Below are 15,968 nucleotides of genomic sequence, written 5' to 3'. Positions count from 1 at the left end.
ACCGGATTCATCCGCTCCACCGGATTATCGGCGCTTCGGGAACCGGCGATGGGCGTGGTGCGATTTTCATTTCCTGAGCCTCGACTCTTCCCCGGTGGTCCTTTCGGGCCGCACCGACCGAACCGCACAAACAGTGTTTTTATGTATGTTTCTTATACGCCTGTCAAGTGGGTGTATAATTATTATACACTCACATTCCATCCCGTCTGCTTCCTGCCCTCTTTTTCTTTCTTGTTAAGCAAGGGTTTGGGCGAGGCATTCCGTTTCCCGCCCGCTGGCACCGTTCTTGTTATTTAGAGAAACATAGAAGTTCAACGGCGGCCTGAATGTCAAGCACATCCACCCGGACATGTTCTCCAGCATCGGCGGCAACGCTTTCGCCATCGGCGCCGGGGCGATCTACCACACCGAGTTCCTGGAGCGTGAGATCAGGTTCGCCTTCTCCATCCAGAACCTGGGACCCAATATCACCATGCAGAGTCCCAACCTCCCGTACGAGGTGGGGCCCGAGGACCGTGACGGGGACATTCCGGACGGTTACGGCGATTTTTCCAGCGATGACTATGTCGTCTCGCGCCGGAGCACCCGTGAGGCGTTCCACCGCACTCACACCCACCGTCTGCCCACCGCGGTCAAGCTGGCCCCTGAGCTACAGCCTCATGACCACGGACAAGCTCAACTGGCTGGTCTGCGGGGAAATCTGGCGCAACAGCAACATTCCGACCAGCTATTCCACCGCCACCGGGCTGAGCTTCAGTTTCACTCCGTTCATGTACGGGGCTCTGCGCCTGGGCTTGCAGGTCCAGACCGACGAGTACACCAAGGGCGCGGATGACTACGGCTATGAATATCTGTACGATGCCCCGACGCTCCGGGGCCTGAGTTCCGGCGGCGGACAGAAACTGGATTTCGCCGGCCGCGTGGTCGAGTTCGGCTATGCCTACCGCAACAAGAGACGGCTGAGCGCAGACAATCTCTTCACGGTGCAGTTCGGTTTCTGACTGTCTGCTATTCTGAGGTCAAGGCAGTCCGAATTGTTCCCGGCCTGAGCGGAACCGGATGGGGAGTCTCCGGATCAGGACGGGAGCTAAGGCTGAGGAGCGGATGGATTCCCGGTTTGCGGAAAAGAGATTTCCTCTGGCCGGTGAAAAGTGATCCTGACAGGGGAATACTGGCGGGCTTCCCAACGAAAGACAGTTCAACGGCCGGAGTGATTTGATGAAAGTTCATCGCAGTTTCGACAAGAGGCGGCTGATTGCACTATCCGCACTTTCCCTTTTGCTTTCAGTCTGTTGCAGAAATTCCGCCCTGATGACATGCGAGCACACCCGTCTGCTTGAATCGGGCTGGTCTGTCCGTTGCTCCGCCGAGGTGGAGGAAAGCGACAGTGAGGTGTCGGGTGGCGGCTGCTCCTCACTGGGCTGGTATCAGACCTCCGTGCCCTCGACCGTGTTGGCCGCGCTTGTCAGGAACGGGGTGTATCGTAATCTCTATTTCGGCCGGAATCTGGAGAAAGTCCCGGCCGAGCCGTTCCTGCATCCCTGGTGGTACCGGACGGAGTTCCTCCTGAATGAAGACGAGTCTTCCGGGAATGTCCGCCTTGTTTTCGAGGGGATCAATTACAGCGCCGACATCTGGGTCAACGGACAGAAAGCCGGTTCCTGCGAAAGCTTTTTCGGTCCCTTCCGGATTCACGAGCTGGATATTACGAACTATATCGCCGCCGGTAAAAACATTCTCGCCGTAAAGGTTTATCCGCCCCGGCCGGGTGATTTCACAATCGGGTTTGTCGATTGGAATCCCAAGCCGCCAGACCAGAACCTGGGGTTGTGGCGGGAGGTCAAGCTGCGTCTGACCGGCGCTGTCTCCCTGCGCGATGTGTTCGTCCGGAGCAAAGTGAACCTGGAGACCCTGGACAAAGCGGCCCTCACCGTAAGCGCGGACCTGATCAACCACAGCGACCGGCCTGTGTCGGGGGCTGTCCGGGGTGAGATCGAAAACATAAGGTTGGACATGCCTTTCAGCCTGGAGCCCCGCCAGAGGCTGCGGCTCGTTTTCAGCCCGGACCAATACCCGCAGTTGAATCTAACCAACCCGCGCCTGTGGTGGCCCAACAACCTGGGGGAACCCAATCTGTACGAGCTTCGGCTGAACGCTCTGGCGGATGGAGAAATCTCGGATGAGCAGAGGGTTGTCTTTGGAATCCGGGAGGTTTCCGACTACCTCAGCGAGGAGGGCTGCCGGGGCTACAGGATCAACGGGAAAAAAGTGCTGATCCGCGGGGCGGGCTGGACGGATGATATGCTGCTGGCGGAGGACCCGGATAAGGTCGAAGCCCAGGTCCGGTACGCCCGGCACATGAACCTGAACACCATCCGGCTGGAGGGGTTCTGGGGCAGCAGTCAGAGACTGTACGATCTGGCCGACCGGTATGGGATAATGCTCATGGCAGGCTGGAGCTGCCAGTGGGAATGGGCTTTCCTGTACGGCGGGGCCATGGATGAATTCGAGGGCGTAAGCAGCCCGGAGGACATCGCTCTCATTTCCCGCTCGCTGAAGGACCAGGTGACCTGGCTGCGCAACCATCCCAGTATCTTAGTCTGGGTGTACGGGAGCGACAAGCTGCCGCGGCCCGAACTGGAAACGAAATACCGGGACATGCTTGCCTGTGTCGATCCGACCCGGCCGAGCCTGGCCGCGTGCCGGGCCGCGGTGAGCGAGATAACCGGTCCGACCGGAGTCAAAATGGCGGGGCCCTACGATTATGTAACCCCCAACTATTGGTACCTCGACCGGAACAACGGCGGGGCTTTCGGTTTCAACACTGAAACCGGTCCCGGACCGCAGCCTCCGCCGCTGGAAAGTCTGAGAAGGATGCTTCCGGAGGACCATCTGTGGCCGATTGACAGTCTCTGGGAATATCATTGCGGCCGGGGCCAGTTCAACAACCTGGACCGGTATCGGAACGCCCTCGACCGACGCTATGGCCCCGCGGGCTCGGTGGAGGAGTTTGTCCGCAAAGCCCAGGTGGCCAGCTATGAGGCGATCCGGGCCATGTTCGAGGCTTTTTCCGTCAATAAATTCAACTCCACGGGCGTGATTCAATGGATGCTCAATTCGGCCTGGCCGGAAATGTACTGGCAGCTCTACGATTACTACCTGATGCCCAACGGCGCCTTTTACGGGACACGGGCGGGTTCGCAGCCGCTCAACATCATCTATGATTATGGAGACCACGGCATTTACCTGAGCAACGACACTTATTCCGCCTTCAAGGATTTACGGGCGGAAATCCGTGTCCTGAACATGCAGTCGAAGGTTGTTTTCGCAAAGGATTTGCATGTTGGACTTGAAGAGAACACGTCCAGGAAGATTTTTCAGTTGCCTGCCGGCGACGCCCTGGCCCCGGTTTATTTCGTTGATCTGAAATTATTCGAAGCGAGTGGGAAAAAGCTTGGAGCCAATTTCTACTGGCTGTCGACCCGGGAGGATGTGCTGGATGAAAGCGGCACCCTGTGGTTCGTGACCCCGAACAAGTCCTATGCCGACTTTACGGCCCTGAACGCTCTGCCACCGGTTGAGATCGATGCGGAATATCTGTTTGTGGAGCGGGGCAAAGAGTGGGAAATGCAGGTCACCCTGAATAATCCCACCGAGGTGATAGCCTTTTTCATCGAGCTGGATGTTTACGGTAAGAAAAGCGGCAATACGGTCCTGCCGGTTTTCTGGGACGATAACTACGTTTCCCTGCTGCCGGGAGAGGTCAAGGCGGTCCGGGCCCGCTTTCCCATGGACGGGTTGAATGGCGAAAAGCCGGCTTTCCGGTATCGCGGCTGGAACGTTAACGCCGGTCAGGGAAAGGGAAAATGAGTATGTTCCGGCCGGTCCGCTCTCTGGTGGTGGTTCACGCCGACCATCCTCCCCCTGAAGGATGGTTATGGCGTTTTTGTTTTCACTTTGTAAAGCCGTATCCAGCCGAGTAACAGCGGCACCCGCGAGGTAATCGTTTTACTTCCTCTAATCGGTTGTTTCCGCCCTCCGTGTTCTATCTATCGCTTAAAAGTAATCGAGTTAGATAAATCATGCTTTTCTGGCATCAAGCTTGCAATAGGGATAGTTGTTGTAAACCGTTTCAAACAATTCCGAGTTTATTGTTCCTTTGTTTTAAGCCCTGTGGCTGTCTTTTCAGACAGTTAGCGGTTCGTACAACCTCCTGCTCGACAGCGTCGTGGCGCTGTGCGGACCCAGAAGGAAAGAGCTTATGCGAGACAGACTTCGTTCGGTTACATACCCGTTCCGCTCAAGCACCCCGGTTGCGCTCGTTCTGTCGCTCCTTCTGTCCGCAGCGCCGCTGACAGCCGCGCCGGTCTTTGATTTCTCGCCGAAGAAACTGGATTTCGGCGTCATGCAGGTGGGCATCCCGGCGGTGCGTTATTTCAAGATCTACAACCGTAGCGACTCCGACCTCGTTGTCTCGTCCCTCAGTTGGGGCAGTTGGTCACCCCTGGATTCCCTTTCCTTCGAGCCGGCCGGCGGGACGGTCAAGCCCGGCGACAGCCTTCAGATCAAGTGCACGCGCATCTCCTGGCTGCCGCACGCCGGAGCTGAACGGATCAAGATTCAGACCAACATAGTGCCCCTCAGCTTGCAGATTGGACCCGATTATATCTTCACGGTCGCCGGGGCCGCGTCACTGAGCCTGACGCCCGACTCGATCCCGAAAAGCACCCACAGCCAGTCCCTCACCATAAAGGGCACGCTGCTGGGTGTCCTGGCTTTCAACCCGGTCACTATCACCGACAGCGACGCGGTGGAGATGCGGGTGCTAAGCCGCGGCGCTGACTCGGTGGTGGTGGCGCTGCGGTGCCGGCCCCAGACGCCGACCGGTACGTATCAGATCAGGTTTCTCAAGGACGACATCCCGGTGGCGGGGGTGTTCTGCCGGATCGTGGAGGCCAGCCAGGAGCTGCTTTCGGTCAGCCCGGCTGTCTGGCATGTGCCCTCGGCGGCGGACACGTTCCTGGTGCAGGGGCGGGATTTTTTCCCCCCGCTGACCTTTGCGCTGCCGGGAAGCGAGATAGGGATACTGGGCTCGGAAGTGCTGAACGACTCGCTGGCCCGTCTGGTGCTCTCGGCGCAGGGACGGATCGCGGAGGGGGATTATTCGCTTTCTGTCAGCAACGGGGTCAACACCTTTGTCCTGGGCCGGTGCCTTCGCCTGGAATACGACCCGGTGGGCTTTTCCACGCGCTATCTGAATTTCGGGCAGGCGCCGTTCGGCAGTGTGATTAAAGAAAGGATTGCCATTTTCAACAACACCGACACCACCGTGTACGTGGATACGGTCCTGTCCAGCGACAGCCTCGGCCTGCGGTTCGATCCGGCGCAGTCCTGGCCGGTGGTGCTCCATCCTTTCAACAGCCTGGTGCTCGGGCTGACTTTCCAGGCCCCGCCCGAGGCCGGGCCGTACCTGGGGCGCGTGCTCGCGGTCTGCGGCGCTGACACCGCGGTCGCCACGGTCACGGCCGAGGTGGTGGAGAAAAGCGCCCCGCGGCTGGAGCTGAGGCCCCCGGCCCCCGACCTGCCGGATGCCATCATGGACTCCCTGCTCGAAACCACGGCCCGGGTTGTCAACAGCGGGTCCGCGGAGCTTAACCTCGCCATAACCGCCGACTACCGCAACGGTGAATTCATCGCCCAGCCCCATTCCGCCACGCTGGCCCCTGGGGACAGCCTCGAGGTCCGTCTTCAGGTGCGGCCCCATACTCCGAAACGGGACAGCCTGGCCGTGGAGTTTGTCAGCAACGACCCGGACCGGCCGCACCTCTACCTGCCCCTGCGGTTCGAGGCCAAGGCCGTGGAACTGGGCAACGGTGTCTGGCGTGACCTGGGCGGGATCACACTTTCCACGACCGAGCTCTATTTCGGTGAGGTGCCGCTGAAAAGCACCTCGCGCAAGGGCTTTGTCCTGAGGAACATCTCGAACCGTCCCATATCCACAGGCATCCTCCACTCCATCGCCGACTATTTCAGGTACGAGCCGGATTCCCTGGACAGACGTGAGGGCTCATGGCTTGAGTTGACCCTTCAACCCGGCCAGATATACCAAGTCTGGGTGGTTTTCGCCCCCACCGAGGCGAGATACTTTTCCATGGACATGCAAATCGGTGTGGAGTACATAATTCTGACCGGAGAGGGCCAGGGCTGGCGCAACCAGGCGAAACTGCCGAAGCTGGCGCTGGAAAGCCTCTCCCTGGACCTGGGGATAATCAAGAAAAGCACCGACTGCGGGGGCGTGATACACACACAGCTTCTGCGTAACGCCGGCGAGGCGGACCTTATCATCACCGGCATGCTTTCCCCCTGGCTCGGCATCGGGACCAACATGTGGCGCGAAACACTCCCTCCGGGCGGGAGCTACAAGCTCAACGTGTTCGACGGTTGCGGGAACGAATACTGGTACGACCGGGCGCCGCTGATTATCAGCAGCAACGACCCGGACAACCCCCGTCTGCCGGTCTATGTCACCGCCATGTGCGTCGAGGAGAGCCGCTACCTGAGCGGCCCGCTGCTGGCGGTGTTTGACTCGCCCCTGGATTTCGGCATCCTCGCCCCCGGCGACTCGGCCACCCGCAGCCTGCGTATCGCCAACCTCGGCAGCGGAGCCCTGCGGCTGAACAATATCCAGACTGTACTGCCGGATTACGCCGCCTTCAAGGCCAGCCGTTACGTGGCCACGATCGATCCGGGCAAGTACCTGACAGTCACTTTCTCGATCAAGCCCTCCCGGACCGGGGAGTCGGACAGCAGCTACATCCGCTTTACTACCAACGACCCGCTGCGGCCCACGTTCGACCTGCCGGCCGCTTTCAGTTGCCGGGACCTCAGCCCGGGGGCGCCGGGCGGGCAGCCCCCCGCAATCGCGGTCGACTCCACCCGCTTCGGGTTCGGCACTGTCCTGGCGGGCAATCCGGTCAGCCGGACCATAACCCTTTCCAACACCGGCGGGCAGGAGTTGACTGTCCGCTCGATACACAGCCCGTTCCTGTCGGTCCGGCCCGGCACTGCGACAATCAAGCCCGGCGGGAAGAAGAAGGTCGAGCTGACTTTCGCCACCAATTGCCCCCTGAAAGTGACGGACTCGCTGCGCATCGTGAGCAACGACCCGCGCACGCCCCGTCTGGCCCTGCCCTGGAGTGTCAACGCCACCGGCTTCGGCGCACTCAGCGCCTCGCCGGACACCGTTCACAGCAACAGCGGCCAGCAGTTTGTGACGGTGCAAGGGATTTCCTACTCCTGGTGGGAAAGCAACCTGTCCATTCTGGTGAAACCGGGTTGGGGCGAGGTCCCCTACTGGCAGTATTACAGTCCGCCCCATACACTCCAGATACCGTTGAACCCGCCAGCCGGCACCGCGCGTGGACAGCATTTCATCCATATTTTCAACAACCTGGGGTTCCGGGACTCGCTGGCTTTCTACATCGAGAACGGCACGCCGCGGCTCCGGGCGACCTGGCCCGATGGCCTTTTCCCTCCGCTGCGGGACGGCCGTCTGGCGGTGCGGGGCGATTTCCTCCAGCCGGGGGTGAGTTTCCTGTTCGACAGCAACCTGGCCGTGGTGACCGGAGTGAACCGGGTCTGCGACACCCTGGCGCTGCTGTCGTTCGACTTGGGGCCGGAAGTGAGGGGCCTGACCGATGTCGGGCTGGTGGCGGTCAACCCGGACGGCGGGCGGGACTCGCTGCGGCTGCGGGTCTACCCGCCTGTGACAGGCTGCGATTTCAACGCGGACGGCCGGAGCTACCTGGACGACCTGATCGCCCTGGTCCTGGCCCTGCGCGACCGCCCGGCCGACATGCGCGGCGACCTCAACGGAGATGGGCGTTTCGACCTGCTGGACGCCCGGACCCTGCTCGATGCCCTGCGCCACGGCGGATGCCCGGAGAGCCGGACCGCGCTCGCCGCGGCCGTCCAGCCGGCCCCGCGGCCCCTGAGTGCGGAGGATATGGCCTATGTCGATTCCCAGCTTGACCGTCTGGGCCTGAGCGCGCAGGAGAAAGAGACTTTCACCGCCCTGGCCGGCAACAGCCCCGTGCCCGCTGCGTTGCCGCGCAGCTACAGCCTGGCCCAGAACTGTCCCAACCCGTTCAACCCCTCTACCGCCATCGTTTTTTCGGTGCCTGAGGAGGCGGGTTCGGTACGGGTGCAACTCCGCGTATTCGACCTGCGCGGCGCCCTGGTCGGCTCGCTGGTGGACGGGGAGAGAAAACCGGGGACCTACACCGTGTTCTGGGAGGGACGGAACGGCCGGGGGGAGTCACTGCCCAGCGGGGTCTATTTCTACCGTTTGCAGGCCGGCGCTTATGTCTGCACCCGAAAAATGGTGCTGCTAAAATGAACGCTTACCACGGGCGGGTCGATAAGATGAGAACGATAACGCTGCTGTTGCTGGCTCTACTCGGTCCCTGCGCCGCCCTGGCCGCTGTCGACCAGTGGAGCACCTACACCTTGGATGACGGGCTGCCGGTGCTGAACGTGCACGCCGTGGCCGCCGACCGCCGGGGGAATGTGTTCTTCGGTTTCGGCGCGGACTGGAACGGCATCGCCCTCTACGACCGTCAGGCCCAGGCCGTGGCCCCGCTCCCGTGCCCGTTCGAGGGCTGCCACGTGGAGGACCTGGCTGTCGACACCACCGGAGCGGTCTGGTGCCTGACCGATGAGGGCCGTCTGCTGCTGTACAAAGGCTCGGAATGGAGCGAGGTGCAGGTCGAGGTGGGCTATCAGGCCATCCGGTTCAGAAAGCTTATCACCGACCGGCCAGGCTCGATCTGGCTGGCCAGCGGCTACGGGGTGATCCGGTACGACGGCCTGGGCTGGACGAGGTTCTCCGACCAGGACGGCCTGCTATCCTCGAACGTGCACGATATATGCCTGGATTACAGCGGCCTGGTCTGGTGCGCCACCGATTCGTGCCTGGCGGTGTTCGCCGGCGCCGGCTGGCTGTCCCTCACCGCGGCGGACGGTTTGCCGGGGGGCGGCTACGATCTTATCGCCGCCGGGCCGGACGGCAGTGTCTGGTCGGTCACGGCGGATGAAAAAATCGTCCAGATCAGCCCGGAGAAAGTAATTACCTACCAGATCGGGCAGTACTGGTGGGAGCAGGGCGTACCACCCGGCAAGAGCCTCTGCCTGACTGTCGACCGGTACGGTCACCCCTGGGTTTGCGGCAGCTACAGGTACGGCGAGGACGGGAAAGGCTACAGCACTTTCGACGGGAACAGATGGCACAAGTACGCCTACCCGGACCGCGACAGCAGCAGCACGGTCACGGATGCGGCTGTGGACAGCACGGGCAACCTGTGGTTCGCCACCCTCGGCTCCGGGGTGCGCAAGCTGGGCGAGTTGGACGGCCTGAAAGTGTACGGCACGGAGCAGGGGCTGCCTTACAATCAGTTCAATGCGGTTGCCGAGGATTCCAAAGGCAGGCTCTGGTTCGGATCATCCGAGCACGATTCGATCCTCGGGTTCGACGGGACCCGGTGGAAATCCGTTCCCTTACCCAATCCGGTCGATCTTGAGCCGCCCACTGTTCCTCCCGCGGCCACTGTTCCTACTGATTCCGCCGGCGTCCCCGGTTACAAAAATGTGGATCCGCCACGCGTATATCATCTCGCCACGGATTCCTCCGACAACCTGTGGTGTGGCACCAGTGCCGGATTGCTGAAATATGACGGAGAAAAGTGGGAGCTTGTCTTCCAGAACTGGTCTACCGACCCGACAAGCTGGGTTAACGCTTTATACCTGGATTCCAGCAACAACCTCTGGGTTGGCACCTATGCGGGTGTAAGGAGATGGGACGGCGGTCAGTGGCGGTTGTACGATGCCAGTAATGGCCTGGCAAGCAACGCGGTCTATTCAATCGCCCAGGATTCACACGGCGACATGTGGTTCGGCGGCTCCTCCGGGAAGATGAGCCGGTTCGACGGCCAAAAGTGGACGAGTTATACCCTCTCCAACTTCGCCACTCCACACGAGATTGGAAATATCGCAACGGACAGAATGGGAAACGTTTATGCGGCCGAATCCAATGTGGGGGTAAAAAAGTTCGATGGGAACGGCTGGACCACCATGAGCGGAATTTCCTCGACCTGGTCGATCCACTTAGCTCTGGATTCGCTGGACGGCCTCTGGGCCGGCAATTACAGCGGTCTGTCGAAGTGGGACGGCCGCAAATGGGTGCCGCAGGAGGACAACTCCGGTTTTCTCAATTCGATCAATACGCTTATGCTCGATTCCCACAACCATCTCTGGCTGGCCACGAACGACGGTCTGCGCAGTTTCAACCCGGTCCGGGGCGTGAAGCGGGCGGATTCGCCTCTGCCGAACGGGAACGAGGGGATAACCCCCATTGTCAACGCAACGCCCTCGCTGCCGAGAGCCTTTTCTCTCGGGCAGAATGTCCCCAACCCGTTCAATCCCTCGACCACGATCGGCTTTTCCCTGGCCGGGTACAATCCGGAGCGGGTGTGTCTCAAGGTGTACGACCTGCGCGGGCGGCTCGTCCGCACCCTGCTCGACAGGCTGTTCGCTCCGGGGGCGTACAGCGTGCTTTGGTCTGGAGATGACGACTCCGGGCGGCGCCTGGGCAGCGGGGTGTATTTCTATCGCCTGAGCGCCGGCGAATTCACCCGGACTCGCAAAATGGTCCTGCTGAAGTGAAATGCGAAGACAGCCCGGCTTATGTGGTTAGGCCGAGGCTTTGAAGCTGCAACCGCGTATCGCATAAAAAAGCCCCTGCACACTTGGTATCAGGGCTGGTATCAGGGGGGGCAGGGTGGTTTAGGCAAGAACGGGCGGGAGGGGTCGCGCCGCTGTCCGGCCGGCGTGCCGCAAAACGCGGGAACCCTTGCTGAACTTGTGCCGGGACACAAACGTCCGAAAAAGCTCAAGGGGCTGGGAGATATCTCCCAGCCCCTTGTAACTTATGGTGCGCCCGAAGGGAGTCGAACCCCTAACCTTCTGATCCGTAGTCGGTGGCGTTATCGGATAGAATACCAGTAACTGCAATAAAATAATGCATCTGGCGGGATGGCCCCGCAAGCAATTTCGCTGAAGTGATGCCCGCAATGATCCACTTTTATCCTGAGCCTGACACGCTGCTGACACGTTTTGAATCGGGACGGATCGAGAGAAAACAAGGAGGGAGCGTATGATTGCCGAGCCTAAAACCAGAGAGGCATTGACAGTGACCCAGACAATCAAGCGGCTCCAAAATACTACCGGGACAATCTGGTCCGAAAGCACAATTCGGCGCTGGCTGGATGAAGGCGTGATCAAAGGATATCGAGTACGTAAGAGGGTGATGATCTGGGCCGATAGTTTACCTGGCAGAAATGAATAATCCTGCCTTCGTTCCCACCATTTCCGTTATTTCCGCCATCTCCGCTGGATAATGCATTGCACATCATGCATCGTATGGCAGATTAATAAGCCCATCCTTTCTTGGGGGTCTGCCATGCGCCCGACTCACATCATCCTTCACCACAGCGCCACCCAGGACGGCAGAACGCTCTCCTGGGACGACATCAAGCGTTACCACATCCAGACGAACGGCTGGAAGGACATCGGCTATCACTTCGGCATCGAGCAGGTGGAAGCCGAGACCGTGATCCTCGTTGGCCGAATGATGGACGAGGTCGGGGCCCACTGCGTCGGGATGAACTCCAAGTCGCTTGGGGTGTGCTTCGTCGGAAACTTCGACCTGGCCGCGCCGCCGAAAGAGTCCTGGGATGCCGGGGTCCGCTTGGTGAGCTCACTGTGCCGAGTCTTCGGCATCCCTCACGAGAACGTCCAGGGCCACCGTGACTATTCCGACAAGACTTGTCCGGGCCGGAAATTCGATCTGGCCCTTTTCCGCAGTCAACTCACAGGAGGGGAAAATGCTTGAGAGCAAGAAATTCAAATCGGCCCTGATCGGGGCGCTGGTTCAGGTGGTGATTCTGCTGGTCAACCAGGGCCTGGGGCATTTCAACATCGCCATCCCCCAGGACATCCTCATCACCCTGATGACGGCGGTGGCCGGCCTGTTCGGTGTCCAGATCGCCGCCCAGGGATACGCCGACGGCAAGACCGGCGGCCTGACCAGCTCGAACGCCGCCAAGATCATCGAGGCGAGCAAGGCGGACGTCGTAAAAAACTGATCGGCCCCCGCCTCCAGACCGGCGGGCTGAACCTCGGCCTGAACGAGTACGGAGTGAGCGGGGCGTTCTCGAAGGGCCGGGTGGACGTGTGGGGGCGATACAACATCAAGCGGCCCGAGGTCAGCATCCCACGCTGGGAAGCCGGAGTCGGGATAACGTTCTGAGCGGAGACAGAGTCATGGACTGGCCCACGGCAACGGTAATCTGCAGCGCATGTATCGGCGGCGGCACCACGCTTGCGGCGGCGGTCCTGCGCTTCGGGCCGTCCAGGAACGGAAACGGGAACGGCAGGCGCGCGGTCTCGGAAGACATCTGTCTGCTGCGGCATCAACGGCTCGACGAGGACATCCAGGAGTTGAAGGCCGGAGTGTCGAAGATTCACGCCCGGCTGGACGAGATGATCCTGAAAGCGAGGCCGTGATGCCCTGCGCCCCGCCGAAACCCTGCGCTCATCCCGGGTGTCCGGCGCTGGTCGAGAGAGGTCGACGGTACTGCCCGAAGCATCAGCGCCAGGAGCGGCAGCGCAGTGACGAAGCCCGCGGCACCGCGGCTGAACGCGGCTACGGCAGTCGATGGCAGAGAGCCAGCAAGCGGTTCCTGGAGAAAAACAAGCTCTGTGCCGAGTGCGAGCGGCAAGACCGACTGACCAAGGCCACGGTCACGGATCACATCGTTCCGCACAAGGGAAATCAGAAGCTGTTTTGGGATCAATCGAACTGGCAACCGCTCTGCAAGCCCTGTCATGATCGAAAGACCGCGAGAGAGGACGGCGGGTTCGGAAATGGCTGAGACGATGACACAGACTCGAACGATTGAGGCGGAGGTGGCTTTCGACGCCCTGGGAGAGGTCTACGACGCGAGTTTCCGGCGCGAGATCGACCTGGCCGAGAACGCGGCGATCTTCGAACTGCTCAGGAAGCACATTCGCTACCTGGGCGACAAGAGCGTGGGCGACAGATGCGTCCTCGATCTCGGTTGCGGGACCGGCCTTTTCCTCGAGTACGTCGATCTGCGTCCGGCATGCTTCCTCGGCATCGACATCTCGGCGGCCATGCTGGAACAGGCCCGAGCGAAGTTCCCTGAGCACTGCTTCGAGAAGGGCCGCATGGAGAACATCCAGGCGCCCGCAGAGTCGTTCGACCTGGTGGCGAGCCTGTTCGGCAGCCTTTCCTACTGCGAGTATCCGCCCCTGGCCGTGGCCGAGATGTTCCGCGTGCTGCGGCCCGGCGGCAAGGTCTTCGTGATGGGGTTCGGGCCGCGCTACGAGTCCACCCGGCAAGACATCACCGCCGCTCACGGCTTCAGGGTGCCGAAACGCTGCTGGACCAACCGAGAGTTCCAAGACCTGTTTCAGGGGTTCCGCATGCTGGACTCGTTCGGCTTCAGCTGCTGTCAAGAGAAGATGTCTCCGAACCCGAACGCTTCTCTGTCGCATCAACTCGTCCTGGAGGCGGACACCCTCGGCCGGGTCTGGCCGGACAGATGCTTCTTCCAGGTCTACGTCGGAGAAAAAGATGCCACGGCGCTATGAAAAAAAGAACGTGTTCGACGCGGCCATCGACCGCATGACCGAGCTCTACGAGGAAGGCCACCGGATCGTGGTCTCGTTCTCCGCCGGAAAGGACTCCGGCGTCTGCCTGGAAATCTGCCTGATCGCGGCGAACCTTACCGGGCGGCTGCCGGTCGAGGTGGTGATGCGCGACGAGGAAATCATGTTTCCCGGCACGTTCGAGTACGCCGAGCGCGTGGCGGCCAGGCCGGACGTCTCTTTTCACTGGCTCATCGCCAATCAGCCGGTGGTGAACGTTTTCAACCGCGAGATGCCGTACTTCTGGACCTTCGACCCGCTGCTCGACCCCGAACAGTGGGTGCGCCGGCCGCCGGAGTACGCGCAGTACATCCCGGAGAAGTACATCCAGGGGATTTGCTATCCGGGCCGGTTCCCGCCTCCTGAAGGCAAGGACCTCTTCTGCGTGATCGGCCTGAGAGCCGCCGAGAGCATCCAGCGCTCGCTCGGAGTGTTCAGCAGCAAGGGGCATCTGACCAACAAGGACTCCTGGGGGACGCGGCGCGTACGCCCGATTTACGACTGGTCGGACGGCGACGTCTGGAAGGCGATAGCCGACAACAAGTGGGACTACAACCATGCCTACGACACCATGAACCGGCTCGGAGTGCCGCGCCAGAACCTGAGAATCGCGCCGCCCACTCTGACGGCAGCCGGAGCCGAGACGCTCAACATGGCGATGCGTGCCTGGCCGAAATGGTTCGACAAGGTGAACAAGCGGCTGCCCGGAGTGCGCACGGTGGCCATGTACGGCAGACGCGCGCTCGAGCCGATCCGCCGCATGGGTGAGACCTGGGAAGCCTGTTTCAGAAGGACGTGCATCGAGGATGCTCCGGCCTGGATCGCCGACCGCGCGCGCCAGGTCATGGAGCGGCACCTGAAGGAGCACGCCCGCCACTCGACCGAGCCGTTTCCTCAGAACACGGCTTGCGCCAAGTGCGGGATGCTGAATTCGTGGAAGATGATGGCAAACGTCATGTACATGGGAGACCCGTTTTCGATGAAGTACGACCGCCTGCCGCCGGTGGAGCCGGAGTTCTTCCGTCCGGGTTCCGGCACGTGGGGCGGCGGTAAACCGACGTTCTGAAAACAAAACCAGGGAAGCGAGCCGGGGGAGTGCGAATCCCCCTAACCGTCTGATGTGCGACCATCAGACCAGACACAAGGTCTGCGCTTCCCGGCGCGGACAGCGTCCGCAATGGAACGCGGAAGTCTACCACAGACTCCGTGACGCTGTCAAGCCGGGGCAGAAGCGCGGTTGGGGGACAGCATGAACGAGAAGGACTTCAACACCACTCCGGAAGAGACGCAGCGCAGAGTATCGGACAAGATCAAGGCCAAAGGCCGCAAGATCATTGAAAAGAAAAACAAGGTCCTGAAGCGATTGGTTGTCGAGTACGTGGGTGTGAACGACCTCAAGCCCAACGACTACAACCCGAATCGCCAGAGCGAGCACGACTTCGAACTGCTCTTGAAGTCGATGGAAGAGGACGGCTTCACGCAGCCGATAGTCGCGCTCCAGGACGGGACCATCGTTGACGGAGAACATCGCTGGAGAGCGGCGCGCACGCTCGGATACGATCAGATTCCGGTGGTCTTCACGGACATGACGCCCGAGCAGATGCGCATCGCAACGCTCAGGCATAACCGAGCCAGAGGCAGCGAGGACATCAACCTCACCGCCGATGTCATCCGAGACCTTCAAGAGCTTGGCGCCATCGATTGGGCGATGGACAGCCTGATGATGAGCGAGGTCGAGATGCAACGCCTACTCGAGGACATAGCCGCACCGGAAGACCTGGCGGGCGATGACTTCAACGACAGCTGGCGACCGGATGAGATCGCGGAAGAAGACCTCGACAGAGCCAAGCAGGGAAAGACAGCCGCCTACGAGATCAAGACGCATGAGGACGGCACGGTCCATGTCTCGGCCATGAGTAAGAGAGCGGCCCAGGACATACGAGAGCGCGAGAAGATCATTCAGGAGGCCAAGACAACCGAAGAACGCAACATGAAGATGAGAGAGAACAAGCTGTTCAGGTTGTCTCTCATCTTCAGTGGCGAGGAAGCCGATCTGGTGAAGTCAGTCCTGGGAGACGAACCGGCACAACGAATCGTCAGTCTGTGCAGACAGCAGCAGGAGCGTAAGGCAAGCTGAGGGGATAGGGGGGTAAAAATCCTCGAAGTTTGCCGCTCCAGAC

Annotated in this window: 11 protein-coding genes; all 11 read left to right on the top strand. The window is 60.8% G+C overall.

Going from position 1 to position 15,968, the window contains the following annotated elements:
* Positions 1 to 587: 587 nt before the first annotated feature.
* A complete protein-coding gene (locus LLH00_06110) occupies positions 588 to 1,001 on the top strand; it encodes a hypothetical protein (protein MCE5270842.1) in 414 nt (137 codons plus the stop codon).
* Between the two features lie 310 nt (positions 1,002 to 1,311).
* Positions 1,312 to 3,870 (top strand): glycoside hydrolase family 2, encoded by a 2,559-nt coding sequence (locus tag LLH00_06105; protein MCE5270841.1) that lies wholly within the window; start codon positions 1,312 to 1,314, stop codon positions 3,868 to 3,870.
* 391 nt (positions 3,871 to 4,261) lie between these two features.
* On the top strand, positions 4,262 to 8,398 hold the full coding sequence (locus LLH00_06100) for a choice-of-anchor D domain-containing protein (GenBank protein MCE5270840.1): 4,137 nt from the start codon (positions 4,262 to 4,264) through the stop codon (positions 8,396 to 8,398).
* A gap of 26 nt (positions 8,399 to 8,424) precedes the next feature.
* Positions 8,425 to 10,719 carry a T9SS type A sorting domain-containing protein gene (locus LLH00_06095; protein MCE5270839.1) on the top strand — a complete coding sequence of 765 codons (2,295 nt, stop codon included), beginning with the start codon at positions 8,425 to 8,427 and terminating at the stop codon, positions 10,717 to 10,719.
* 796 nt (positions 10,720 to 11,515) lie between these two features.
* The gene (locus tag LLH00_06090; protein ID MCE5270838.1) at positions 11,516 to 11,947 is read left to right on the top strand and encodes a peptidoglycan recognition protein family protein; all 432 of its coding nucleotides are present in this window, start codon (positions 11,516 to 11,518) and stop codon (positions 11,945 to 11,947) included.
* A complete protein-coding gene (locus LLH00_06085; protein MCE5270837.1) occupies positions 11,940 to 12,200 on the top strand; it encodes a hypothetical protein in 261 nt (86 codons plus the stop codon). The genes LLH00_06090 and LLH00_06085 overlap by 8 nt, the downstream gene beginning before the upstream one ends.
* A 178-nt stretch (positions 12,201 to 12,378) precedes the next feature.
* Positions 12,379 to 12,621: a hypothetical protein gene (locus LLH00_06080; GenBank protein ID MCE5270836.1), complete on the top strand. Its 243-nt coding sequence runs from the start codon at positions 12,379 to 12,381 to the stop codon at positions 12,619 to 12,621.
* Positions 12,621 to 12,989, top strand: a complete 369-nt coding sequence (locus tag LLH00_06075; protein ID MCE5270835.1) for an HNH endonuclease — start codon at positions 12,621 to 12,623, stop codon at positions 12,987 to 12,989. Before LLH00_06080 ends, LLH00_06075 begins: the two co-directional genes overlap by 1 nt.
* A gap of 4 nt (positions 12,990 to 12,993) precedes the next feature.
* Complete coding sequence (locus tag LLH00_06070) at positions 12,994 to 13,731, top strand: methyltransferase domain-containing protein (protein ID MCE5270834.1); 738 nt, start codon at positions 12,994 to 12,996, stop codon at positions 13,729 to 13,731.
* Positions 13,715 to 14,854 carry a hypothetical protein gene (locus LLH00_06065; GenBank protein ID MCE5270833.1) on the top strand — a complete coding sequence of 380 codons (1,140 nt, stop codon included), beginning with the start codon at positions 13,715 to 13,717 and terminating at the stop codon, positions 14,852 to 14,854. The genes LLH00_06070 and LLH00_06065 overlap by 17 nt, the downstream gene beginning before the upstream one ends.
* A gap of 183 nt (positions 14,855 to 15,037) precedes the next feature.
* A complete protein-coding gene (locus LLH00_06060; GenBank protein ID MCE5270832.1) occupies positions 15,038 to 15,925 on the top strand; it encodes a ParB N-terminal domain-containing protein in 888 nt (295 codons plus the stop codon).
* The last annotated feature ends 43 nt before the right edge of the window (positions 15,926 to 15,968 follow it).

Source organism: bacterium, from assembly GCA_021372515.1.
Classification (GTDB): Bacteria; Gemmatimonadota; Glassbacteria; order GWA2-58-10; family GWA2-58-10; genus JAJFUG01.
Note: the sequence above shows the minus strand (reverse complement) of the source record. Positions and strands in the feature narration are given on the sequence as shown.

Coding starts and splice junctions, on each gene's coding strand:
- LLH00_06075 (MCE5270835.1), top strand. CDS start 12,621: ATGCCCTGCGCCCCGCCGAAACCCTGCGCTCATCCCGGGTGTCCGGCG.
- LLH00_06060 (MCE5270832.1), top strand. CDS start 15,038: ATGAACGAGAAGGACTTCAACACCACTCCGGAAGAGACGCAGCGCAGA.
- LLH00_06065 (MCE5270833.1), top strand. CDS start 13,715: ATGCCACGGCGCTATGAAAAAAAGAACGTGTTCGACGCGGCCATCGAC.
- LLH00_06105 (MCE5270841.1), top strand. CDS start 1,312: ATGACATGCGAGCACACCCGTCTGCTTGAATCGGGCTGGTCTGTCCGT.
- LLH00_06080 (MCE5270836.1), top strand. CDS start 12,379: ATGGACTGGCCCACGGCAACGGTAATCTGCAGCGCATGTATCGGCGGC.
- LLH00_06100 (MCE5270840.1), top strand. CDS start 4,262: ATGCGAGACAGACTTCGTTCGGTTACATACCCGTTCCGCTCAAGCACC.
- LLH00_06090 (MCE5270838.1), top strand. CDS start 11,516: ATGCGCCCGACTCACATCATCCTTCACCACAGCGCCACCCAGGACGGC.
- LLH00_06085 (MCE5270837.1), top strand. CDS start 11,940: ATGCTTGAGAGCAAGAAATTCAAATCGGCCCTGATCGGGGCGCTGGTT.
- LLH00_06070 (MCE5270834.1), top strand. CDS start 12,994: ATGACACAGACTCGAACGATTGAGGCGGAGGTGGCTTTCGACGCCCTG.
- LLH00_06095 (MCE5270839.1), top strand. CDS start 8,425: ATGAGAACGATAACGCTGCTGTTGCTGGCTCTACTCGGTCCCTGCGCC.